The 25,456-nt window shown below is 46.3% G+C and carries 17 protein-coding genes; 10 read left to right on the plus strand and 7 right to left on the minus strand.

The annotated features are described in order from the left end of the window. Positions 1–3 precede the first annotated feature (3 nt). Genes MHB43_RS13655 through MHB43_RS13665 form a run of 3 tightly spaced genes read right to left on the minus strand, consistent with a single transcriptional unit; the run spans position 4 to position 4,769 of the window. Positions 4–1,482, minus strand: a complete 1,479-nt coding sequence (locus MHB43_RS13655) for a Na+/H+ antiporter subunit D (RefSeq protein ID WP_405132127.1) — start codon at positions 1,480–1,482, stop codon at positions 4–6. Then, positions 1,475–1,813: a Na(+)/H(+) antiporter subunit C gene (locus MHB43_RS13660; protein ID WP_036608715.1), complete on the minus strand. Its 339-nt coding sequence runs from the start codon at positions 1,811–1,813 to the stop codon at positions 1,475–1,477. The genes MHB43_RS13655 and MHB43_RS13660 overlap by 8 nt, the downstream gene beginning before the upstream one ends. A 1-nt stretch (position 1,814) precedes the next feature. Further along, positions 1,815–4,769: a Na+/H+ antiporter subunit A gene (locus tag MHB43_RS13665; RefSeq protein ID WP_405132423.1), complete on the minus strand. Its 2,955-nt coding sequence runs from the start codon at positions 4,767–4,769 to the stop codon at positions 1,815–1,817. 301 nt (positions 4,770–5,070) lie between these two features. Between MHB43_RS13665 and MHB43_RS13670 the strand changes: the two genes are divergently transcribed. Next, complete coding sequence (locus MHB43_RS13670; RefSeq protein WP_405132128.1) at positions 5,071–6,711, plus strand: GGDEF domain-containing protein; 1,641 nt, start codon at positions 5,071–5,073, stop codon at positions 6,709–6,711. 70 nt (positions 6,712–6,781) lie between these two features. Then, positions 6,782–7,303, plus strand: a complete 522-nt coding sequence (locus MHB43_RS13675) for a hypothetical protein (RefSeq protein ID WP_339184491.1) — start codon at positions 6,782–6,784, stop codon at positions 7,301–7,303. Positions 7,304–7,406: 103 nt separating this feature from the next. On the opposite strand, the gene MHB43_RS13680 is transcribed toward MHB43_RS13675, so the two are convergent. Beyond that, positions 7,407–8,546: a GGDEF domain-containing protein gene (locus MHB43_RS13680; RefSeq protein ID WP_405132129.1), complete on the minus strand. Its 1,140-nt coding sequence runs from the start codon at positions 8,544–8,546 to the stop codon at positions 7,407–7,409. Between the two features lie 233 nt (positions 8,547–8,779). On the opposite strand from MHB43_RS13680, the gene MHB43_RS13685 reads away from it, so the two are divergent. From MHB43_RS13685 to MHB43_RS13715, 7 genes are all read left to right on the plus strand, one after another. Then, a complete protein-coding gene (locus MHB43_RS13685) occupies positions 8,780–15,490 on the plus strand; it encodes a hypothetical protein (protein WP_405132130.1) in 6,711 nt (2,236 codons plus the stop codon). Then, positions 15,487–17,178 carry a hypothetical protein gene (locus MHB43_RS13690; RefSeq protein WP_405132131.1) on the plus strand — a complete coding sequence of 564 codons (1,692 nt, stop codon included), beginning with the start codon at positions 15,487–15,489 and terminating at the stop codon, positions 17,176–17,178. The genes MHB43_RS13685 and MHB43_RS13690 overlap by 4 nt, the downstream gene beginning before the upstream one ends. A gap of 153 nt (positions 17,179–17,331) precedes the next feature. Further along, complete coding sequence (locus MHB43_RS13695) at positions 17,332–17,589, plus strand: YolD-like family protein (RefSeq protein WP_036608707.1); 258 nt, start codon at positions 17,332–17,334, stop codon at positions 17,587–17,589. A gap of 100 nt (positions 17,590–17,689) precedes the next feature. Beyond that, on the plus strand, positions 17,690–17,809 hold the full coding sequence (locus MHB43_RS13700) for a hypothetical protein (RefSeq protein ID WP_017688846.1): 120 nt from the start codon (positions 17,690–17,692) through the stop codon (positions 17,807–17,809). A gap of 156 nt (positions 17,810–17,965) precedes the next feature. After that, entirely contained in the window at positions 17,966–18,469 is a 504-nt protein-coding gene (locus MHB43_RS13705) for a ferritin (protein WP_221824880.1), read from the plus strand. Positions 18,470–18,940: 471 nt separating this feature from the next. Next, positions 18,941–19,681 carry a polysaccharide deacetylase family protein gene (locus tag MHB43_RS13710; protein ID WP_405132132.1) on the plus strand — a complete coding sequence of 247 codons (741 nt, stop codon included), beginning with the start codon at positions 18,941–18,943 and terminating at the stop codon, positions 19,679–19,681. A 44-nt stretch (positions 19,682–19,725) separates the two neighbouring features. Continuing rightward, complete coding sequence (locus tag MHB43_RS13715; RefSeq protein WP_405132133.1) at positions 19,726–20,637, plus strand: hypothetical protein; 912 nt, start codon at positions 19,726–19,728, stop codon at positions 20,635–20,637. A gap of 178 nt (positions 20,638–20,815) precedes the next feature. Here the strand turns inward: MHB43_RS13715 and MHB43_RS13720 are convergent, their stop codons facing one another. The 3 genes from MHB43_RS13720 to MHB43_RS13730 all read right to left on the minus strand — a co-directional run bounded on the left by MHB43_RS13720 (position 20,816) and on the right by MHB43_RS13730 (position 23,706). Beyond that, the gene (locus MHB43_RS13720) at positions 20,816–21,415 is read right to left on the minus strand and encodes a response regulator transcription factor (protein WP_036608692.1); all 600 of its coding nucleotides are present in this window, start codon (positions 21,413–21,415) and stop codon (positions 20,816–20,818) included. Then, the gene (locus MHB43_RS13725; RefSeq protein WP_339308679.1) at positions 21,412–22,560 is read right to left on the minus strand and encodes a sensor histidine kinase; all 1,149 of its coding nucleotides are present in this window, start codon (positions 22,558–22,560) and stop codon (positions 21,412–21,414) included. Before MHB43_RS13725 ends, MHB43_RS13720 begins: the two co-directional genes overlap by 4 nt. Before the next feature lie 87 nt (positions 22,561–22,647). Continuing rightward, positions 22,648–23,706 (minus strand): fatty acid desaturase, encoded by a 1,059-nt coding sequence (locus MHB43_RS13730; RefSeq protein ID WP_091016855.1) that lies wholly within the window; start codon positions 23,704–23,706, stop codon positions 22,648–22,650. 374 nt (positions 23,707–24,080) lie between these two features. Between MHB43_RS13730 and MHB43_RS13735 the strand changes: the two genes are divergently transcribed. Next, complete coding sequence (locus MHB43_RS13735; RefSeq protein ID WP_017688839.1) at positions 24,081–24,920, plus strand: YitT family protein; 840 nt, start codon at positions 24,081–24,083, stop codon at positions 24,918–24,920. The last annotated feature ends 536 nt before the right edge of the window (positions 24,921–25,456 follow it).

Raw genomic sequence — 25,456 nt, forward strand, 5'->3', positions numbered from 1 at the left:
CATCTACTCCTTCAATACGGCATCAATATAAATATTGGGATGCAGTAGAATATCGCCTGCGCGGGAGGTCAATTGGAACATGCCTTCAGCCCCCACACCCATTACGATGATGAATACAAACAGAATTCCGGCAGGAATCAGAAGGCCGTTCACCGCGTAAGGGCGTCTTGTAACCCCAGCAGGTGGTTCGCCCCAGAACGCTTGTATGAAGATACGGAGTACCGAATATAACATCAACAAGCTCGAAAGCACCGCAATGCCGGTAAGACCATACAGGCCTGCCTGCAAGCCTCCTTCAAAGAGAAGCAACTTCCCTGGAAATCCACTAAATGGCGGCAAACCTGCCAAGGCAAGTGCACTAATGAAGAACATCCAGCCGAGCAGCGGATAGCGATGGATCAGCCCGCCCATGTTATCGAGTTTGGATGTTCCGGCAACAGCGATCAAGGCACCGCCGAGCAGGAAGAGCAATGTTTTGATCAACATATCATGCAGCATATAGAAGAGCAGACCTTCCAGTGCAGGGCGACTGGCCGAGGCCATACCAAAAGCGACAAACCCTACACCTGCGACCACGTTGTAGATGAGAATCTTGTTTACATCGCGGTATGAGATCGCACCGATGACACCAAGGACCATCGTTGCACCAGCCATCCATCCGATCAGTGCATGGAAGAAATCCGGATCATGATAGAAGATCAGTGTGAATGTTCGCACAATCGCGTACAAGCCAACCTTGGTCAGCAATCCTGCGAACAATGCAGTGACGACAGCAGGTGGTGCCGCATAAGAGCCCGACAGCCAGAAGAACAGGAACAGTCCGGCCTTGATGCTAAATACGATCAGAAAGAGAACGGCAATTAAGGTAATGACCCCGCTCTGTCCCACTTCAGCAATTTTTACAGACAAGTCTGCCATGTTCAGTGTGCCAGTAATAGAGTAGAGGAAGCCGATGGAAGCGACAAATAGTGCTGAAGAAACGATGTTAATCAAGACATATTTGATCGTTTCACGAAGCTGTCTTTCCGTACCTCCCAATACGATCAGTGCGTAGGAAGAGATCAGCATCAGTTCAAAGCAAACAAATAAGTTGAACAAATCTCCGGTTAAGAATGAACCGTTAACGCCGGCGATCAGAAAATGAAAGAACGGATAGAAGTGATGTTCTTCTCTCTCCTTGTTTACACTGCGGAACGCATACAATAGACATGCCAGTGCGATGATGGAAGCAGCCACGACAAGTAGCGCCGATACCATGTCCGCAACAAGCACAATACCATAGGGAGGTGCCCATCCACCCATATTAAGTGTTAGAACTCCAGTCTGAGCTACCCGCGTAATGAGTATCGTTGAGACCGCTGCTGTAAACAACAGTCCAATGACACTAATGATCCGCTGGATATTTGTTTTTCGGAAAAACAGCAGAGCCATAATACCTGTAATCAAAGGCAACAGAATCGGCAGAACGACGAGATTATTCATATGGGCGCCCCCTTACTTCTTCCATATCGTCTGTTCTCAGCTTCAGATAAGAACGATAGGAGAGAACAAAGAAGAACGCAGTGAGTCCAAAATTAATAACAATCGAAGTGAGTATCAAAGCCTGAGGAAGAGGATCGACATAACGTTCAGCCATCTCCCCAAGCAGTGGTGGTGCCCCGGTTTTGAGACGTGACATGGTGATCAAGAGCAGATGCACCCCATGGGTTAGTATGGACATGCCAAGTACGATACGGAGCAGGCTCCGCGACAAGATTAAAAAGACGGCAACCGCAAACAGAATGCCAACGGCTACACACATCAATATTTCCATATCAGCGATCCTCCCCGATCTGTAGAATGATGGTCATGGTGACACCCAGGACAGCGAGATACACGCCAAGATCAAACAGCATGGCCGTGGCGAGTTCTGTCTCTCCCAGCAAAGGAAGTTCGAAATAACCGAAGGTTTGACTTAGGAACGGGACTCCGAATATAAATGAACCCGCACCCGTCAGTAAGGCTATGCCCAATCCGATTCCTGTTAGAATTCGGAAGTCAACCGGTAACGCTTTGCGTATCGTATCTGTACTGAATGCCAGGGCAATCAATACGAGCGCTGCCGCTGTTACCAAGCCGCCGATGAAACCTCCGCCAGGATTGTGGTGACCTGCAAAGAACAGGTGCATGGCAAACGTCAGTATGATGAACACAACGACTTTGGTGGTCGTTTGCAGCAATACATCATTACTCTGCAAGGGGACGGTATCCCACGAGGATGAGCTGCGTTCCCGGTTACCATACTTTTTCGTATTGTCCGCTTCATCATCCAGAGCAGGTTCGGTATCCTGACTCTCGTCCTTCTTACGGAACTTCAAGCGGGCTCCGAGGTCTTTCGCTTCGAGGTTCAGATTAATCATGGAGTAGATGGATAATGAAGCAACGCCAAGCACCATAATCTCCAATAACGTATCGAAGCCACGGAAATCTACCAGCAACACGTTCACGACATTTTTACCACCAGCCGAGTCATAAGCTTCCTGAAGGAAAAAGGTAGAAATGCTGTCCAGTGATGCTGTTCCGCTTGCGGCCAGTGCAACAAAAGTCATCACGATTCCGACTGCAATCGCTACGATCATATTTACCGTGAGATAACTGCGGCTTGATTTGCCACGTTGAAGCTCAGGCAGATGGTAGAAGCAGAGCAGGAACAATGCAACGGACACGGTCTCAACAATCATCTGTGTCAACGCCAGATCCGGTGCCCGGAAAAGTACAAACAGCAGGGTTACGAGGTAACCAACTGCTCCGGTCATAATGACTGCCGACAGTCTGTTCTTGGCAAAAGGAATCGAAACTGCAGCACCGATGAGCGTGACTAGCAGTACCACCTCATAGAATGAGTAAGGTGCATTGCCCTGCAGATTCCAGGTAATATTTTCACCTGAACGGAAGAAGGCATAGACCAGCAACGCGACCGTGAATGAGAAAATGTAAACGAGATAATTACGAACCGAGCCATTCATATAGGCTTCCGTCCATTTGCGTGCATAATGCTGGAGATTATCCAGTACGACATGGTACATATTGTTAATCGTTAATCCTTGTGGATAGTGCTCATAAATATTCCTCCATCGTGGCAACAGCTTGTAGAGAGTGATTCCGAGAATCACAACTCCGATCGTCATAATCAGTTCCGGAGTCCATCCATGCCACAGGGAGAAATGTACATCGAAGCGCTCATTCCCATTCAAGAGGGATGGGAGCACAGCGGCCATTGCCGGTTCAATCAGTGAACCGGCCAGCAGATTCGGGAAGAGTCCGAATACAATGACAAGAACACCTAGAACAACAGGCGGAATGAGCATGCCAGCGGGCGCTTCGTGCAGCTTCTCGGCAGGGATCTCGCTTTGGCTACGACCGAGGAATGTTTTGAACACGATAATAAGCGCATAGATCAGGGTAAACACACTTGCAAGCCAAGCGAATACCGGCAATAGAATACTCCATGACCCAAGTCCAAAGATTCGTAGATGCGTGACTTCGACCATTGCCTGGAAGAATAACTCCTTGCTTAGGAATCCGTTGAACGGCGGAATACCCGCCATGGCAAGTGAACCGATCAATGCCACGGTGAATGTAATTGGCATGAATGAAGCAAGTCCACCGAGCTTTCGAATGTCACGTGTACCCGTTTCATGATCGACAATGCCTACGACCATAAACAGAGCGGCCTTGAAGGTCGCATGGTTAAACAGGTGAAGCAGCGCAGCGGTTATTGCCACGGTATACATCGCAGAGGATTCGCCATATCCGAAGTAGAGAGCAGCAGATCCAACCCCTAAGAGGGACATGATCAGACCAAGTTGAGAGATGGTTGAATAGGCGAGAATCGCTTTGAGATCGTTTTTTTTCACCGCCAGGAATGATCCATAACACAAAGTCAGAAGACCAACGCCGGTAACGAGCCAGAACCAGAGTCCCTGTCCACCGAAGATTGGTGTAAACCGGGCTACAACGTACAGTCCGGCCTTAACCATGGTGGCTGAGTGAAGATAGGCACTAACAGGTGTCGGAGCTTCCATGGCATCCGGCAGCCAGATATGAAATGGGAACTGAGCTGACTTGGTGAAAGCTCCAATCAGGATCAAGACAAGTGCGGGTAGAAATAATGCGCTCTCCTGAAACTGACCCAATCCTGTAATGGTTGCACGAATACTGAATGTTCCGGTAATGAGATACATCATCATGAATCCGGTAAGCATGGCGAAACCACCAAATACCGTAATCAGGAATGATTTTTGTGCTCCTGAAGTCGAGGCTTTACGTTTGTAATGGAATGCAATCAACAGGAATGACGTAATACTGGTCAATTCCCAGAATCCGTAGAGCACGATCATATTATCAGACAGCACCACGCCCAACATGGCTCCCATGAACATCAACAGATACAGGTAGAAACGGTTCAGCGCTTCTTTCATATCCATGTAGAAGATGGAGTAGAGAACAACGAGGACACCGATTCCGGTGATTAGCAGTGTCAACATGAGGCTCAGACCGTCCAGATACAGATTAAATCCAATGTCCAGTGAAGGAATCCACGGGATATTTCCAGATACGGTATTGCGCTGTGACACAGCGGGTATGAGACTCGCAAAGTATACAAATAATAGTGCCGGGACAAGGAGAACCGGCCATCCCAAATGTTTTTTACGGAAGAAACGATGCAGCATGGCAAGAAAAATGCCAGCGGCAAAAGGCAAAATAACAGCAACATGAAGCAGGCTCAACATTACACCCCCAATGTTTAGTATTTCGATTACTCTCTCTGTGACATACAGGCGCATGATCCTTTGAAGGATATGCTTGCTCTCTATATTCATAACCCAAGTATGTATATACAGAATCGTGTCTATTCTTTGAATGGAAGAAACACGGTGAAGATTTCAGTATAATATTATATGGGCATGTATAATAAAAAAACATACAAGTTCCGATAAATATGAAAACGATTAGGTGACATTCCGTGTACTCTTTGCAGCATAGTTATGTTGAAAGGCAAGATGGTTTCACCGTGTAATGGAGGAAGTAATGTCATTCAAAATTAGAACTGTGCTTACAGTCATCTTTGCTGTGTTATCCTTGCTTGTTACCCTGACGATTGGGTCTATTTTTAGCCAAAAGTCATTTGTTGCTGTAGAGACTGAGATTGGTCACTCGCTTACAGGCACGGCCTCACAGGCTTCGGACAAGCTGGATCGATTCATGTCCGCTCGCGCGGGTGAACTGGACCTGCTGGGCCAAATGGCTTCGTTGGAAGATGGATTCCAACCTGATGAGATTCAGATGCTGCTGGATCAGTTACAAGATAGCTTTCCCTCATTCTCATGGGTTGGATTCATGGACCCGAAGGGAAAAGTGTTAGCTGCCACGGATGGTATCTTGCTTGGGGAAAATTTATCAGAGCGACCTGTGTATCAGGAGGGAATCAAGGGTAAATTCATTGGAGATGTGCATAATGCAGTACTTCTTGCCAAGCTGCTTCCGAATCCAACGGGAGAGCCGTTGCAATTTGTCGATATCAGTTTTCCGCTGAAGGATAGCAAAGGAATGATTCAAGGTGTGCTCGCTGCACATTTAAGCTGGGAATGGGCGAAGGAAGTCGAGGAATCCGTACTTGCCCCATTGAAAAGGGAAGAAAAAGACATTGAGTTTTTTATCGTGAGCAAAAAGGAACATACCGTGCTGCTGGGGCCGAAGGAATGGGTCGGTAAACCGTTGGTATTGCCTGGTATCGAAGAGGCCCGGCACAACAAAAGCAGTTGGTCCATTGAAAAGTGGCCTGACGGTAATGAATATGTGACAGGGTTTGCCTACAGCCAGGGCCATCTGGATTATCCCGGATTAGGCTGGACCGTAGTCATTCGTCAAGTCAAGTCGTCTGCTTTTGCTTCTGTGTTTGATCTGATGTGGTTTAATGTGTGGACTGGACTCGCCGTTACTGTGCTGTTTGCACTGATTGGCTGGTTTGTCTCACGTCTGATCTCTGCCCCACTTGTGCGTCTTACCAGAGTAGCCAATCGACTGCGTGCAGGGGAAGAGCTTGAGATTCCTGCGATTAAGGGAATTAAGGAGATTGAAGTGTTGTCCCGTTCGCTTCGGGATATGCTGACCTCTCTTATGAATAAAGACTCAGAGCTGGTCGTGATGCAGAATCTGGCGCATTTTGATCAGCTGACTAGACTGCCGAATCGGACTGCCCTTGAAGTGTATCTGGAGGAGTCTCTGGAGACCGAAAGTGAAAATCACACGCTGACTTTTCTCTATCTGGATCTCGATGGATTCAAACGGGTCAACGATACACTTGGACATCAGACTGGAGATGTGCTGCTACAGAAAGTGGCCCAGCGACTGTCTGCTCTTGGTCAGGTGAAGGGGATAACCGTCCGATTGGGCGGAGATGAATTCCTGATTGTACTTCAGTCTGTTGGAAGTCATCCGAGGGAAGAGGCCATGGCTTATGCAGAAGCCATCATTCAAAGTCTGAACAAGCCGTTTATTATCGAATACGAGCGCATTCGAATTGGATGTAGCATTGGAGGTGCTGAATATCCAACCAACAGCGACAATCCAAGTGAGATTATACGGATGGCTGACGAAGCTTTGTATGAGTCCAAACGTGCAGGCAAGAACAGAATGACATTTTATTCCGAGTTGAAGCAGGACCATTAGCGTATAATAACATAGCTGGGTTATCCCAATCATCTTTGTGCGAATGTGCGTATAAACAAGGAGGGGTGAAATGTCTGGAAAATATACAACTGTACCTTATGGTTATGAGCCACCTGCGGCCAGCCGCAAAGGCACACTGACTTTTTATGACTCGTTTGAACATGTAACTGATGAGCAACTCGAGCGCGCCGCTTCAACGGTGGATACCCGTTCATTCTTACAACTTGTGCTGTATCCTTTACACGAGAGCACGTTTAAGCGCATGAGCAAGGAACCGATACGGGCATATTACAAAAGAGAAGACCGCCTGCATGATTGGCGGCGGGAACATCCAACTTCACGTATACGTGTGGAGGGGCTTGAGGGCAAGAGAAAGAAATATACACCTGTGGATAGCGCGCTGCGCCATATCACTGCGGAATATCCAGCCCCTCACTTTCTTTATTTGACGATAGAGATGGCAAATATGTTTGCTTCATTTGATTCCTTCAAGGATTGGATCAAAGAGCTGCGTCTCATCATTGACGGATCTTCCGAATACCTGCATCCTGGACTGGAGCAAAATCGTCATCGCTGGGAATGGGCGGAATGAAAACATAGATGTATGAAGAAGATCGGCCTGCTGATCGTATTCAGACCCAAAAAAAGTTGTGTTGTACAAATCGGAACTTCGGTGTACAGCACAACTTTTTTATTTATAGTTTCTCTGACAAGGATGAAGTCAGATCAAGTGATGTTACGGTTTTATTTTTACCTGTTCGTTTGGCGGCATACAGACAGGCATCCACTTCCTCGAACAGTTTGTCTTTGGTTAGATTAGGACTGTAGCTTTTGAGACCGATACTCACCGTTACGGAAGCACCTTCAAGTTCAAGATGGCCCATCAGGGCAATCTTCTGACGAATCTGTTCCACCAAGGCATAGGCCTGCTTGAAAGATTGCTCAAACAACAATAAGGCGAACTCTTCGCCCCCGTACCGTGCTGCAATATCACTTGAGGTAATGGTTTCCTGAATGATCAGGGACACTTTCTCCAAAATGATGTCTCCAACCCGATGACCAAAGGTATCATTAATGGATTTGAAGTCATCAATATCGATCAGGGCCAGGTGCAGATTCATGCCATTGTTGGCATACTCAAATGCTTTTTCATAATAATCCTTGAAAGAGCTTTGATTATAAAGGTTGGTTAAACCGTCTGTTTTGGACTGTTTGGTCGTAATGGCATTTCGCACAATAAGGTCCAGCTTGGCAAGCATGCTGGCCTGAAGATCACCGAGCACCTCAACGCCGCTGGTTACGATAACCTGTGCTACATATGTGCCTAAGATTAGAAAAGCAGGAATGGATACCATATCAAATGAAGACAGGTAGGATCGGTAGGCAGGGTCGAACAGAACGAGAAGGTAACCAATCATCTGCATCAGGAAAACAATCCAGACTTTCTTTTTGCTGAAGAACAGAACTGAAGCGAAGATGGGCAACAGACAGATTGCTAATATAATCCGAATGTCATAATTGACATAAATAATCGTCCAGGCGATAACCGTGCTGGCTATAGACATGGTGTAAAAGGAATATGAGCTGGAGCGCCGATCAATCCAACTTGCGAACAAAATGCATGAACTGCTGACGGCCGTAGGCCAGAACAGGACATTTATCAAGAAATCTGTAGGTGTACGATCATACTCCAGAAACAGGAAACAGCCAATCTGAATGGCGAAATGTGCAATAATAACAACCCAGTAGGCATGGAGCATTTTTTGAATCCATTTGGAATGTTTGAACTCGTATTCTGTTGGAATATGACTATTGTGAGTATCGAAACCTTTCATATATCACCGCTGACTGCATCATAATGGTACGACAGAATTACTCTCGTATAAGATGATTATAAATCACAATGAACAAAACGCAAATGTATTTAACTGTTCTATGAAAACAAGACTCACAGAAGTTTCGCGTTGTCACAAACTTTTTATGGAGGACAAACAAAACTCAATGATACACTCATAGACTATATAACATGGCTCCGATCCATATGTAGGAAATCATTGATGAAGGGGAGGTGGTCTTCATTCCTCTTGTCGTTCGTTCAACCGTTAATGCTACGGGAGCAATTACATTTACAGGAAATACGCTTGGACTGAGTCGTTCGGAAACAGCAGGGGTACCCGGAACACAGGACAGTATTGGAGGTTTTACCACAACCAACACCAGCCTCCAGTACGGCACCTATCCATTGGGAACGACAAGCCTGTATCAGAGCAACAGTTCAGCAGCCATTCTTACACTGCCTGCTGGAAGTACCGTTCTGTATGCAGAATTGATCTGGGGCGGCAGTTACATCAATGGTACAGTCAATCTGAGTGCTGCCATCAACAATCCGGTTACGTTTATCACACCCGCAGGGACTTCCAGTGTTACCCCCGATCCACTTACCTACAATCAATTCGATCTTGGGGGCGGTGCTGCTGGCTATGTACGTTCCGCCAATGTAACGACATTGGTTCAGAATGGTGGGGCAGGTACATACATTACGGGAGCCGTGGTAGGGACTATTGTTATTAATAATGATTCCACGGCCAATCATGCAGGTTGGACACTTGGGGTTATCTATCAGAATCCGAACCTGCCCTTCCGAAACATGTCCCTTCGTGCAGGTGGGGTACTGGTTCAAGCTAGCTCTCCACCTGTCGTTACCACACTGACTGGATTTGCCACGCCCCTTTCTGGTGCATTGGGAGGAAGAATTCTGTTCAGTGCGCAGGAAGGTGATGCGAATCGAACAGGCGATCAAGCATTATTCGGACCAACCTCGGCAACTTCGGTTGCCTTGTCCGGGCCCAATAATCTAGCTGCGAACTTTTTTGCTTCTCAGATTAACGGAGATACCGGAGCGCTTAATACAACAGGAACGTTTGGGACACGAAATCAGATTAACGGAGCTCCAGGTACCAATATTATCGGCGGACGCCAAGGCTGGGATATTACCAATGTGGATGTTTCAGCAAGACTGATCAATAACCAGTCATCTGCGGTGTTGACATTAACGACCTCGGGGGATGCCTACATTGTCAACGCCAATGCGATTCAAGTTGATATTAATGCGCCCAAGATCACATTGGCTAAGGCAACGGTCGCCGCCGGTGCAGTTGCCGGGGATAGTATTCTATATTCGGTTACCGTTACCAATGCAGGCACTGCGAGTGCGGCCAGTGTTGTTTTATCCGATTCACTTCCTGCAGGTCTTACCTTTATTCCAGGCAGTGTCACGGTTGCAGGTATATCCCGTCCAACACTTGATGTGACGGCAGGCATTCCACTGGGTTCGTTAACTTTATCCAGCAGTGTCGTTGTAACCTATCGAGCACGCATCGGTCAGGATGCAAGTATCCTGCAACTGGTGAATTCGGCCAATGCAGCCTTTACATTTCAAAGTGTAGCAGGGGGGCCGGTCATAACCGGAGTTATTCCGTCCAATAACTCCACCCTTACTGTTTATTCGCCAAACCTGTCCATTGTGAAATCGGCGAGTACCACCAATGCCACGGTGGGTGACCAGGTAACCTATACACTCCAGGTGAACAACGGAGGGAATGTTGCGGCCAACGTTACATTGAGGGATAACATTCCAAGTGGCAGCTCATATGTAGCAGGTAGCTTTCGTCTGAATGGAAATGTGATTGCTGGCGCCAATCCGGTTACCGGGGTTAATCTGGGTAGCCTGGCGGCAGGAAGTACCAATACGGTGACGTTTCAGGTACTTGTAACAAGCTTGCCGACACCGCCGACTCTTGTGGATCAGGCGACGGCTTCTTATTCCTTCAATTCACCTGATGGTCGGACGGTCACGGGAAACATCGCCTCGAATACCTTAACAATCCCGGTAACATTGCCCAATGTGACCACGGTAAAATCAGCATCCGTTACCGATGTTGCTGTCGGGGAGACCTTCACGTACACCGTAGTTACTACCAACAGCGGTATTCAGGTGATTAACAATGTGGTACTTACAGATGCGCTCCCTACCGGAGCAACATTTGTTTCCGGCAGTGCAACCGTAAGGGGAACTGTCGTACCGTCTGCGAATCCGAGCAGTGGCATCTCTATTGGGACATTGGATGCAGGAAGTTCTGCAACGGTGACATTTCAAGTGAATGTGCAGTCTCTGCCTGCTTCAGGTTCATTAGTCAATCGAGCGGTAGTGTCCTATAGCTCTGGTTCGTTCACGGGCATTTCCAACTCCAATACCATTACAACCCCTGTCTACCAAGCCGTTGTCGGTATCAACAAGTCGGCAAGCCAAACCAATGCGACACTGGGGGATCAGATTGCATACACACTTGCGGTCACGAACAGTGGAAACATAACGACTCAAGTGAATGTGACCGATACCATTCCAGCGGGGCTGACGTTTGTCCCGGATTCGGTAACCGTGAATGGTACTGCACGTCCTGGAGCCAGCCCGTTAACCGGAATAACACTGGGCAGCCTCCTGCCGGGAGTTACAGCTACGGTGGTGTTTCGCGTTACACTCACCACACTTCCGACTCCCCCAACACTGGAGAATCAAGGGACTGCAAGTTATACGTACCAGCTTCCAAGTGGACGGAATCTCTCCGGCAGCAGCTTATCCAATATCGTTCGTATACCTGCATCGGCTCCCAATGTTTCTATTAGTAAAACAGTAAACACACCGGATGCGACAGTAGGAGATGTGCTTACGTATACCGTTGTTGCAACAAACGCAGGAATTAGTGCAGTACAAAATCTGGTGATTTCGGATGCACCATCCGGCTCTGAATTTGTCCCGGGTAGTGTCACGATTAATGGATCTGCTGTTACCACCGCAAGTCCCGTTGCGGGAATCGCAGTGGGTACATTAAATAGCTCAAGCAGTGTAACTGTGACCTATCAGACCCGAGTGAGTTCTGTTCCATCCACGGGTTTGGTTAGTAACCGGGCCAATGCAGCATTTACATCAGGCAGTTTTAATGGTGTTTCTTCTTCCATATCAGTAAATACCCCCATATTTCTGCCAGTGATCCAAGTGGTGAAGTTAGCAAGTACAACAAGTTTGACGGTCGGCGATACGTTTAATTACACCATCCAAATTAACAATACAGGTAATATAGCTGCAACGGTTACCTTGACAGATCCCATTCCAGCTGGAGCAGTATTCAGCACAAATAGTGTCATTATTAATGGCGTACCTACACCTGGGGTCGGCCCGGAGTCGGGAATCAGTCTAGAGGAGATTGCTGCGGGTTCAGGTGCAACGGTCACCTTTGTTGCGACGGTTACCAGTTTGCCAGATGCAAGGCAGTTAATTAATCAGGCGGTTGCTTCATTTGCCTACACGCTTCCAAGTGGGAGAACGGTTGCCGGTCTCTCGTCATCAAACACCATCACTATTCCAGTGTCTCTGCCCAATGTTACGATTGTTAACAGTGACAATGTAGAGTACGGCGTAGTCGGGGATGTCATTCGATACACATCTGTTATTCGTAATAACGGCACAGTAGCTGTTAATAATGTGGTATATGTCAATCCTCTTCCTTCGAATACCCCATTTGTACCCGGAAGTGTCATTGTGAACGGGACTTCGTTCCCGCTCTCCAATCCGACCGCCGGCATTCCAATCGGTACGTTGGCTCCAGGAGCCGAGGTTACCGTAACTTTTGAGGTGACGATTACCATGCCGATTCCTTCGCAGATTAACAATCAGTCGACGGTCAGCTTCACATCCGGTTCATTTTCAGGGTCATCATCGTCCAATACCACTCAGACTCCGGTCATACAACCGCAGATTTCACTTGTCAAAACAGCAAATACCGTAAATGCAACTGTAGGTGATACAGTTGTATACACGGTAACGGTCAGCAATGCTGGCAATCTGGAAGCAAATGTTACTCTCACAGACAACATTCCTTCTGCGACTACTTTTGTACCCAACAGTGTGGTTGTATCCGGTGTGCCAGAGCCGGGAGTAACACCAGGAACAGGTATTCCAGTAGGCATTGTAGCAGCGGGGGCGACGGCTGTTGTCACGTTTGCCGTTGTTGTGGATTCACTTCCATCTCCGCAGCAACTTAGCAATTTTGCTACATCATCCTTTACATTTACACCCCCAGATGGGCGGACGTTAACTGGCTCAGCCACATCGAATACACTCACGTTCCCGGTCTCGTCACCAAACGTCGCTGTTGTCAAAAGCACAGCTTCCACTGCGGCAACTGTAGGCGATACGGTGACCTATTCCATTCTGGTGACCAACAGCGGAATTGCACCGGTGAACAATATTCAGTTTTCGGACCCGATTCCAGCCGGAGCCTCCTTTGTTACAGGGAGTGTCACAGTGAATGGGGTTGCGCAACCTGGAGCCAATCCGGCAGGTGGAGTATCCCTTGGGACATTGGGGCCCGGAACGTCCGCGACGGTCACGTTCAGTATCCGTGTCGACGTGATCCCGCCAAGTGATCAGTTGAGCAATCGCTCTACGGTCAGTTTTACCTCAGGTACGTTCTCAAGCACAACATTCTCTAATACCGTGGTCACTCCGGTGTACCAGCCTATTCTTTTAGCACAAAAAACAGCCAGTACACAAAATGCTACCGTTGGGGATACGGTCAGCTACACGATAACCGTGAGCAATCAGGGAAACTATGGAGCCCAGATTAACCTGACAGATAACCTTCCAGCCGGAACCATCCTTGTTCCAAATAGCGTTATTGTGAACGGTCAACCACTGCCAGCAGGAAATCCGGCAACGGGCATCCCCGCAGGCAATGTGGCTCCCGGAGCTACGACCACCATTACCTTTTCAGTGGTTGTTGATACGCTGCCAAGTCCGCAACAACTGGTGAATCAGGCTACGGTAGCTCTATCATATACATTGCCGGATGGGCGGAACATCACGGAGTCTGTTCTATCCAATGTGCTGACTATTACTGTATCGGCACCAGATGTCGATGTCGTCAAATCAACAACTTCGACGGCGGTATCTGTTGGTGATGTCGTAACGTATAGCATCGCGGTAACCAATAACGGAATCGCAACGGTGAACAATGTGGTTTTCACGGATGCAGTGCCGACAAGTACCGTTCTTGCGCCAACCGGCGTGTTTGTCGATGGTGTTCTGCGCCCTGGAGCCAATCCTTCTACGGGAATAACACTGGGTTCCATCGCACCTGGCGTTACGGTAACCGTTGTATTTAGTGTGCAGGTTACGGCGCTCCCGGCGAGTGCAGTGTTAAACAATCAGTCCACGGTCAGCTTTACATCAGGGGCTTTCTCAGCGACCACATTTTCCAACACAGTTACAACTCCGGTCTATCAACCTATTCTGGCTGCAGTCAAAACGGGAGATCAGACAGTAGCCACAGTGGGGGATACCGTTGTGTACAGCATCGCCATTTCCAATACCGGGAACTATGGGGCATCTGTCACTTTAACGGATACCATTCCGGCAGGAACAGAGCTTGTTCCAAATAGCGTTATTATTAACGGGGCTTCTGCGCCAGGTGCAGATCCAGCTTCGGGTATTCCGCTTGGTGTCGTTTCCACAACAACTCTAGTTACCTTCTCCGTGGTGATTGTGACGTTACCTTTGAGCCAGTCCATTACCAATCAGGCTTCTGCGACATTTTCGTATACCTTACCTGATGGAAGAACACTTGGAGGCACGATTACGTCCAACGCACTCAACATTCAAGTATCTGCTCCGAATGTGAGTGTAGTCAAGACGGCTTCGGTAGTTGATGCCGTGGTAGGCGACACGATTGTATATGAAATGGTTGTGACCAATGAAGGAATTGACCCGGTAAACAACATTGTGATCACCGATCCGATTAACCCAGCCACCACATTTGTTACAGGCAGTGTTCTGGTGGACGGCGTCCCACGTGCCTTGGCCAACCCTGCGCTGGGCATAGCCCTTGGTAGTTTAGCCCCTGGAGCATCGATAGCGGTATCGTATGCAGTGCGGGTCAATACACTGCCAACACCACCGGAAGTAAGCAGTCAGTCTTCCGTAAGTTTCACATCGGGTGTTTTCTCGGGAGCAGCGTATTCCAATACGGTTGTAACACCAATCTATCAGCCGATTATTGACTTAACCAAAACAGGGAGCACTTCCAATGCAACGATTGGTGACACCATCACGTATTCTTTTGCCATTATTAATAGTGGGAATCTTGCTGCTAATTTGACATTAATCGACAGTATACCGAACGGAGCGGTGCTGCTTCCCAACAGTGTTCTGATTGATGGTGTTCCACAGCCAGGTGCCAATCCGGAGACGGGCATCGTTGTGGGTACTATACCGTCCGGAGGTACGGTTACTGTAACGGTTACCCTCGAAGTGACTGTAGATTCGTTACCGCAGGATCAGCAACTGGTTAACCAGGCGGTGGCCAACTATACATTTAGCCCACCAGATGGCCGTCTGTTGACGGGGACCGTATCTTCGAATGTTCTGGTTATCCCTGTATCTGCACCAAATGTTGTTGTTGCCAAAAGCACAAGTGCCATTGATGCAGTTGTTGGTGATGTAATCACCTATACGGTTGTAGTAACCAATAGCGGCATTGAAGTGGTGAATAATGTGGTCATGGTTGACCCGGTACCTGTCGGTACAGTATTTGTGCCAGGAAGTGTTACGGTGGATGGTGTGCCAAGACCAACAGGCAATCCGAATACAGGCATCACGCTTGGTTCGATTGCTGCGGGTGCTTCCGTTACGGTTACATTCAGAGTAGAGGTTGTGGTGATATGAGCCAATCTTCCGGTCCGTTGTCCCATTGGCTAAAGAATCAGTCCCTGGTTCGATTCAGCTCGGGTGCGACTGAACTGGAACAGGTATCCTATTCGAATACAGTTGTAACACCGTGGATCGGCCCCAGGCTTGAAGTCAGAAAAGTCTGCAATGTCACAGAGGCTGCCTTGGGGCAGTCTCTTATCTACCTTGTTGAAATTGTTAACACCGGAAATCTTACGGCCCTAGTGCACCTATTGGATCAGCTATCTGCAGAGACGGCACTGCTTCCCAACAGTGTATTGCGTGATGGTATTCCATTACCGGGAGCATCACCGGAGAGAGGATTGCCTCCAGCTGAAATCGCGCCGGGAGCCACGTTGCGATACCACTTCCAAGTTGTAATCTTGCGTTTACCTGAGGCACTGAAGCTGCTGAATCAGGCACAGGTTAACTATGAGTTTTTGACACCGGAAGGCAGAACGGTTACGGGTATGGAACAATCCAATATCGTGGAGGTCAATCTGGTCTCATCCCGGCTGGAGATATCCTTGCAGGCGGATCGCATTTATACCTTCTCAGGGGATATTGTCATGTACACCGTCATCGTGAGCAATCCGGGTTTTATTGCAGCTACGAATGCCCAAGTAACGATTTCTTTGCCACGAGGTATTGTTTTTATACCTGCCAGTGTCATCGTAGATGAAATGTTTGCGCCACAAGTAACGCCTGATACGGGCATACAACTTGGAGAGATTTTGCCTGGAAGCTCAATTAGGATCCAATATCGGGTTCAGGTTATGGCGGGAAGCGATGCGAACGGAATATCAAGTGTAGCTGCACTGACGTATATCTCGGCAGGGCAGCAGGAAACGGTCTACTCCAATCAGGTTACCCTGGAAGTGATACAGCCCCAGGTCTCTGTGCTGAAAAGTGTACTCCCGCTAACGGCCACATTGGGTGATGCCGTCCAATATAATATTACCGTCTCCAATGCAAGCAGTTATGCGGTGGATGGAACTCTCCTCGATGTACTGCCAACAGGTGTGACATTTATCGAAGGCAGTCTGGGCTGGAATGGGGTTAAACGTCCCGGATCCAATTTGGCTAAAGGGCTTAATCTGGGGGCGTTGACAGCACGGTCGGTTCTGAATATTCAGTTCGAAGCGAAACTTCCAGATCGAGATGAATCGATGCCTGATGACTACAGGTATGTGAATCATGCTAGCCTGATGTATACATTTCGGTTGCCGGATTCACGGTCAGTGCAGCGGATGATTACATCCAATGAAGCTGTGGTTGAATTAAAAGCGCCGATAATTCAGGCTTATGTTCAAGTGACACCCACTTTGGTCGAGCAGGGAGGTACGGTCACTTTTCAGGTACGTGTGGGGAATACGGGCAATTTGCCGGCACGTGTACAACTTGGGAGTATTCTACCTGAGGGTGCCAGATGGCTTGGGCAAGCTACGGGTGAGATCCAATTGAGCTTACCAGAGTATTCCACACCACGGGTTCTGCATGTGGGTGTGATTGAGCCTGGAACGGAAAAGAACATCTCCTATGTAGCGAAGTTAGCTTCTGAGAAGACGGGTACGCTCCAAGGAGCCTTGATTGCCAGGTACACGTATGAATGGAATGGACAAAAACGGGCTGGCGAAACCCGTTCGAATGAGTACAGCATCATTGTGGAGTATGGAGAAGAATAGGAGGTATCACGGTTAACGGTAACTTGCCTGAGGAATTTGCTCATTCTGGATGCCATGAGATTACACGAACGTAAATGAATGGTATACTAATTGAATATGAACTCGGCAATCAACCCGTGGAATCGGGACGTCGGAGTAGAGGAGGCAGCCACATTGGCAAAAGCAAAAGTAGCAAAAAGACCTACACGGGATGAGTTTGAACTTGAAGAGTTGGGAAACCAGCTGGTTGAAGCCTTTCGGGAACGTTCGGAAGTACTGTTGACGGTATGGGGCAAAGAAGATCAGGTGCAAGGAGTCATCGTCAAAATGGACTCCCGTACACGACTCGTGCATGTAGAGTATACCGAAGAAGAGTTCACGGCGAAGGTGCCTTTTCTGGATATCATGCGTGTGCAATCTCCCCGGTACTGAACGAAAAAAACAGCAAATTGAATAATTAGGGCATCCGCCCTGTCAAAGTCGTTCTTCCTGCATAAGATATCCCATACCTGTTGCAGAGGAGGTACGGTCAATGAGCGAAGTATTAGGTGGAGAAACAAGAGGCTACGGATACGGAGGTTTCACTTCTGTAGGTGCCATTCTGGTTCTGTTCATCCTGTTGGTTATCATCTCCAAAGCGTTCTTGGTATAATTGCATATCTCTTAAGAATGAAAGAAGCTCTGCCATCGCGGCAGAGCTTTTTTGTTCGTTCAGTCATTGGCGAATTTTGTAGAAAATCGGTGTAAGTCCTGCTTACGTTATGTTAGAATATAACCATCCCTAGAGAAAGAAAGAGGTGTTTTGATTATGAGCCAAGCGTTAACAGAATCTTTAAATGAACAGATGAATTTTGAGTTTTATTCCGCTCATGTATATCTGGCTATGGCAGCCTATTGTTCCAGCAAAAGTCTGGATGGATTTGCGAACTTCTTCATCGTGCAAGCGGAAGAAGAGCGATTCCATGGCATGAAAATATACAAATTCCTGAATGATCGTGGACAACGTGCCACACTTGAGGCTTTGCCAGAACCGAAGAATGAATATGCTTCGATGCTGGATGTATTTGAGCATGGTTATGCTCATGAACAGCAAAACACGAAAAAATTCTACAATCTGGCTGACATCGCTCTGAATGAACGTGAACATGCAACGATGTATTTCCTGAAATGGTTCATTGATGAGCAGGTTGAAGAGGAAGCTTTGTTTGACAACATTATTCAGAAGCTGCGCCGCATTGAAAAAGACAGCAATGCCTTCTACATGCTGGATGCCGAGTTTGGCAAACGTTCGTTCACTGCTCCTGCTGAATAAATGCACGTAGGGAGTCGATAAGATTCCAGCGTCAAAACACCATTTACATACAGCATGAGGTAATGATCCTGAAAGCAATGGGGGCAATCTCCTTGCAAGGGATGATGGTTTGATGCCATATGCTGATTGAAGACAAAGAAGCCTGCACTTGTGCAGGCTTTTTTGCATGCAACGATATGTAATGATTATATTGATTTGCTTGAATTGGAGTAAAGGTCTATCAAAATTCTGAATGTGGGTAATAGAGGATATGTCACAATTGATCTATCCTGACGGGATCTTATTTTGCGCAAATCTATCAAATTCGTATTAAATTTTAGGTTTATCTGACAAAAGTGTAACTCTACCGTAGCCTTTGGAGCGAGAACAGGAGCCACTATCTTTGATAGTATTAGGATTAATCGCCAAGGGATGAAGGTAAGAAAACATGGACACCCGGGGAAATATAACACATAAGGGAGACTTTAAATTATGCTACATATTCGTAAATCTATCATGGTCACACTTGCAATTCTATTGATCATTCCACTATTATTGCCGCAGTCGGTATCTGCCAAATCAGCTGTATCCAAAGATGGAGCAAGCAAAGCAAATTCCAAAATCATATACCTGACGTTTGATGATGGGCCAACCGCTCATACGGGTCAGTTACTGGATATTCTGGATCAGTATCATGCGAAGGCAACGTTTTTCATGCTGGGTCCTCAGATGGAGAAATTTCAGAAGGCTACCAAACGAATCGTAGCTGACGGGCATGGATTGGGTCTGCATGGTGTGACTCACGTTCCAAGCAAATTCTATAAATCTGCATATAGCGGATTAAAAGAGATGCAACAGGCCAATGTAAGTCTGAACAAGGTTGCTGGAGTTAAAACAAGTCTCGTGCGGACGCCATATGGTAGTAAACCTTATCTCAAACCGGCATTCCGTAATGTACTGCTGGGTCAGGGTGGATTCCATCTATGGGATTGGAATGTGGATTCGGAAGACTGGAAATACCAGAAAGATCATCAGAAAGTCTATAACAGTGTAATGAAACAGATCCACAATGTACAAAAGAGCGGAACAACGCCAGTTGTGCTTATGCACGACCAGGAAGCGACGCTGAAAGTATTACCGCAAGTATTAAAAACATTGAAGGCAGAAGGGTATCATTTTGAAGTATTAAGCAAAAAAGTACAGCCGGTTAACTTCTGGAATGACAAGCGTTAATCTTATTAATTTTTCGATTGGTTACAACGAAGGAGGTACACATCATGAAGAAACAACGATTATGGATCACGATTCCAGTAACGACAGCCGTTTTACTTGCTCTGGCAGGATGTGGCGGACCGGATTCAAATGCAGCATCATCAGAGAATAGTTCTTCACCAACGACAACCGTGGGTGAGCAGACCGAGACCGGCAGTGGTGGTGCTGATTTCTCTAATGAAAATGAAACGGGAACCAAAGAGAATACGGGCACAACAGATAATGAAAACACATCAGGATCCAAGGCAAATGACAACCAGGTTGCCACTGGTCAATCAGGTGTAAATGATGTGATCAAGCAAGTTCGCAACCAGTTGAAAATGAAGGATGCAGCGTTACCCACTTCATTCACATTGGACAAGGGTACGTCTTTGGGTGCGGCAATACTGTCCAATACTGCTGATGCATTTAAAGTAAACTTCTACGCTACCACTCAGTCTGTTGCCATTAATGATCACTCCTTAACTGCATCCGACAGTAAGATACCTGTACTGGCTTCCTATGAAGTGAAGACCTATAAGGACCCGAATCAGCCAGAAATTTTCCCTGAGAAGGACCTGAAAGATATTCCAGCAGATATGGCTGTGGATCTGGGACATGGCATCAAAGGTATGAGTGAAGGTGCCGCAGGCAGTCAATATCTGACTTGGCAGGAAGGTAGATGGACGCTGGAAATTCGTTCGGTTTCCGAAGATGAAATGAATAATCCGGGCATAGCGAAGAAAATGGTGGAGTACCTGGAGTCACATACCTTGCCTGTACCTAAAGATAAAGGGTATATCAAGGTTGAATATCCAAGTGGTGGAAAGTCTGTTCATGTAACGATCTCATGGCAGGACGGTAACCAAACTCATCAGCTTAAGACCGATCAAGTGCCACTAGAGGCTCTTGGCATGGCTGTATCTGTGAAATCTTGAGTGTTTACGGATATTCTGCAATGTAGAAGAGATGAGTGTTGGATTGTTACGATACACATAAAAAAGCTTGGACCAGGAAGAAATTACTGGGCCAAGCTTTTTATTTTGAGCATGTTATCGCAGCTTATGCAGTCGGGGTACATGCTTATTTTTGTTTCAATGGGTTAAAGCGGTTCTTTCATTTGAACCACCCTTTTTCCTTGGAGCGAGTGATGGCCTCAATTCGGTTACTGGCATTTAACTTGTTGAGAATAATGGAGATGTAGTTACGTACCGTGCCCGTTGTGATGAACAGATGCCCGGCGATTTCCTTGGTGTTCTTCCCATCTGCCATGAGGCCTAGTACGGCATTCTCCCTTTCTGTAAGAGGGTTTTCTTCTACATAAGCTTCATCTACCAAGTCCGGAGCGAAGATGCGTCTGCCATTCATAACTTGGCGGATCGACTCGGCAAGTTCTTCAATTGGACTGTCTTTGAGCAGGTAACCACGGACACCACCCTTTAGGGCACGTTCGAAATATCCGGTCCGGGCAAAAGTGGTCAGGATAATGACCTTACAGCTCATTCCTTTGAGTTCTTCTGCGGCTTCAAGGCCGCTTTTCACGGGCATTTCTATATCCATCAGACAGATGTCTGGTGCAAGCTCCTGGACAAGGGCAAGGGCTTCCTGGCCGTTGCTGGCACGTCCGACGACTTCCATATCTTCCTCCAGATTGAGGAGAGAAGACAAGGCGCCGAGCATCATGCGCTGATCTTCCGCGATTACAATTCTAATCATGATTCTGCCTCCTTTATCGGTTTGCGAACGAGTTTCGGAACATGAATAATGATCGCTGTGCCCTGGATGTCTGTTGCAGAGCGAATATCCAGACAACCATTCACAAATTCAAGTCGTTCCTTCATGCCCAAAATTCCTGTTCCGCGCCGATCCTGTTTGCGAGTTCGTTCTATTCCAACACCGTTATCTTGAACGGTTAATACATTATCCGCTAGTGTTTCTTTAATGATGATAGTACAGGTTGTTGCCTGACTGTGTTTGACGACATTGGTAACAGCTTCTTTCAAGCACATACCGAGCACATTTTCATTCAATTGTGACGTATCCTGTAACTTCGGATTACCTTCCAGCACAAATTCAATCGAAGCGGCCTTCAGAATCTGCTCCGCCCGGAACAGTTCATCAACCAATTGTGTACCACGCATGGTGGTGACCATTTCCCGGACTTCCTTCAGAGCTGTACTTGCCGTTTGCCTGAGGTCGTTCAATTCAATCTCGGCCTGATCGGGATTACTGCGGAGCAACCGTCTCGCCAGATCGGTTTTCAGACCGATCAGAGAGAGCTTCTGTCCAAGTGTATCGTGCAGATCACGAGCGATACGCTGGCGTTCTTCCATTTTTACGAGATCATCAAGTCGCTTGTTCGCATTCTCCAATTGGCCTTCCAAATGTTCAGTTTTGTTTTTGTTATACGTACTGATTGGGAGCAGGATTGAGGCCATTAAGCTGATGAATACAAACGGGAGTTGGCTCACCAACAGAGAACTCTGATTAATGAAACCGTAATTAATGGTTACGAAACTGGCTCCCAGGTTCACCGAGTAGAGGGTGAAGAATCCGGCTTTATTTTTAATATTCCCAATAAAAAAAGCAAGAAACAATGAGAAATACGCATAATCATAGGCGATCGTCATCGTAATGGATATGGCAATAAGCATTCCAATCCACATGTACACCTGCCAGCCCTTGGTGATGAAAGCGAGCAGGTAACAAACGAAGAAAACGAGGATAATGATGATGCCGGTTACCATCGTCCATAATTTAGAATATTGCGATATAAAATAGAATGGCAGGATGAAAAAGGCGAGCCATACATAAAGGTTCAACCCTGTTTTTTTATAAAAATTTTGCATCCACTTTTGAATGTAATTCTCCTCCTTGCACTTGTACTCAACTTTAGCATGACTGTAGCATGACTATGGCTTGAACACAAGAAAACGAATCCGACAGAGTTAAGGCTTCTCTGTCAGACCCGCTGGATTGGTTACTCGGATAGGCGGTTGAACATACGGCTTGCGGGATAAGTTTTTGAGCTGTCTGAAGCTAATAAACTGTTTGGAATCTTCATCCCACAGACGGAAGCGCAGGGCAACCAGACTGGAACGTAGTGTAATAGTTGTTGCTTTTTGCAAAGGTGGTGTTGCGTTATGTGCTTCTTCCAAGAAATAGTTAGGTACACGCGGGCTCAAGTGATGCACATGGTGGAACCCGATATTACCACTGATCCATTGCAATAATTTTGGCAATTTGTAATAAGAACTGCCTTCAACAGCTGCTTTTACATAACTCCATTCATCTTCATGTTCAAAATACGTCTCTTCGAACTGATGTTGAACGTAGAACAGCCAGATCCCAAAGAAACCGGAGAAGAAGAAGATAGGTGCCTGCACCATTACAAAAGCCTGCCATCCGACTAACCAGGACATGAATGCATAGAGCACTACGATCAATACGGTAGTCAGATGTGTATTGATACGTTCTTTACGTCTAGCACCTTTACGGTTAAAACGGTAAGCCAACAGAAACACGTAAATGGGTCCGATACAAAACAATACAAACGGGTTACGATAAATCCGATAGAAGAGACGACCCCAAGGAGAAGCTGCTTTATATTCGTCAACCGTCATAACCCAGATATCACCTACACCACGTTTGTCAAGATTACTGCTTGTTGCGTGATGGATAGAATGCTCGTTTTTCCACTGCTGATAGGGTGTAACTGTTAATACACCAGTAATGGTACCGAGAATATCATTGGCGCGTTTGCTCTTGAAGAATGAACCATGACAGCAGTCATGGAAAATAATAAAGGTCCGCAGTACAAATCCGGATGCCACCAAGGCAATCGGGAAGGTCAGCCAGTAGGAAACCGATAAGCTAAAGTAAGCTGCAGCCCATAACAAGAAGAGCGGGAGCAATGTATTGATTAACTGGCGGATACTTAATCTGAGATCATTTTTTTCGTAGGGGGTAACTTCTTTTTTTAAGGCCATTTCTTTTGATCTGTTCATAAAATTGTGTCCTCCTTCAATCGTTATAACTGTAATCAGCTACAACTTGGCGTTTCCCGCTAGACTTTCCTGTGGGAAGCGTTTTTATCATTGTAAAACAATCCGAACATGACAGTAAGTCATAAACGTCAGCCTTCTGTAATGATGAATATCAATGATGGACCATGACATTTGTCATGGGTGTATGATACTCAATAGCTCTACAGAAGACAGAAGAGCAGGTTTTACTAATTCCTTTGCACAAATTACGCAACAATTTGTATTATGTATACAAATTTTGTTGGGAGCATGGTAAAATCTATCCTTGAGTGGTTATGACAACTTATGAGACGGGTCGATTAGGTTGATTTCTGATGGATTGGATGGAATGCATAATGAAGAAACGAATTACGGATATCCTATTTATTATGGCAGGTGCATTTCTGTTTGCACTGGCGGTGAACCTGTTTGTCATCCCGAACGATTTGGCTGAAGGCGGCGTCACGGGTATCACGATTATTTTGTATTACCTGTTTGAATGGTCCCCTGGACTGATGAACTTGATCCTGAACGGTATTTTGTTAATTGTGGGATATCGGTTTCTAGATAAAACGACTACGGTATATACAATTATTGCAGTGGTATTTAACTCGTTGTTCCTGCATCTGACGGAGAGTTGGACGATTGCATCGGATGAACTCTGGATCAATACCATTTTTGCTGGATTATTTGCCGGTCTTGGTATTGGCTTGATTGTTAGAGTGGGAGGCACAACGGCGGGAACAGTGATCCTGGCCCGACTTGCCAACAAATATCTGGATTGGAATATCAGTTACGGACTTCTGTTCTTCGATCTGATTGTGGCTTTCTCCTCATACTTCATCATTGGACCACAAGGATTAATGTGTACAATTGTCTTGCTGTTCGTCGGAACCAAAACGATGGAGTTCATTATTGAAGGGCTCAATCCGAAAAAAGCCGTTATGATTATCTCTTCCAAACAGGATGAAATCGCAAAGCAAGTCATTGAGAAGATGGATCGCGGAGTAACCGTCCTGTCCGGTCATGGCTATTACACAAAAAATAAGAAAGAAATTCTATACATTGTGATTAGCAAGCAGGAAGTTTCTATGCTGAAGAAGATTGTCCGAGCAGAAGATGAGATTGCTTTTATCACCATTCATGACGTGCGTGATGTTTTCGGTGAAGGATTTATTGAGCTCTCCAAAACTTGATGAATATATGTATATAAGGAAGAAAAAAGTTGCGGTGAATATCACCGCAACTTTTTTTGATAGGTTAATGGTACCCGGTATTAATCTAGTTCAATAAGAAAGAACCCTTCTCCATAGAGAAGGGCAAAAGAGTATTAATAATGTCTTCTTTTTTTGATTCCACAATATTCAACAGTGACATGACAGTGTTTTTTACACTTTGTAGGGACATATTTAACTTTGGTAACACAAGTTTTCGTAATTTTTTTGTAAAAACATTTTGGTCTTGGATGATGACATTTATGATGCTTTCTGTACATATTAAAACCTCCCTGATCGTGATAAGGTATTCTATGAGCGTGGCACTGTTTCGGAAATGTATAAACGTCTATTATTGTATAATAATTCCTTTATTAGGCTTTTGTGTTACAAGTGGAGGTGTGATTCATTCTAGTAAAAGAGTGCAATGACAAAAAGCTGTACACCTACCAAACACGATGATATATTGAATTTAATCAATTTGTTAATAAGCCTAACTAACTATAAAAGGAGGCGAT

Source organism: Paenibacillus sp. FSL H8-0317 (genome assembly GCF_045040685.1).
Lineage (GTDB): Bacteria > Bacillota > Bacilli > Paenibacillales > Paenibacillaceae > Paenibacillus.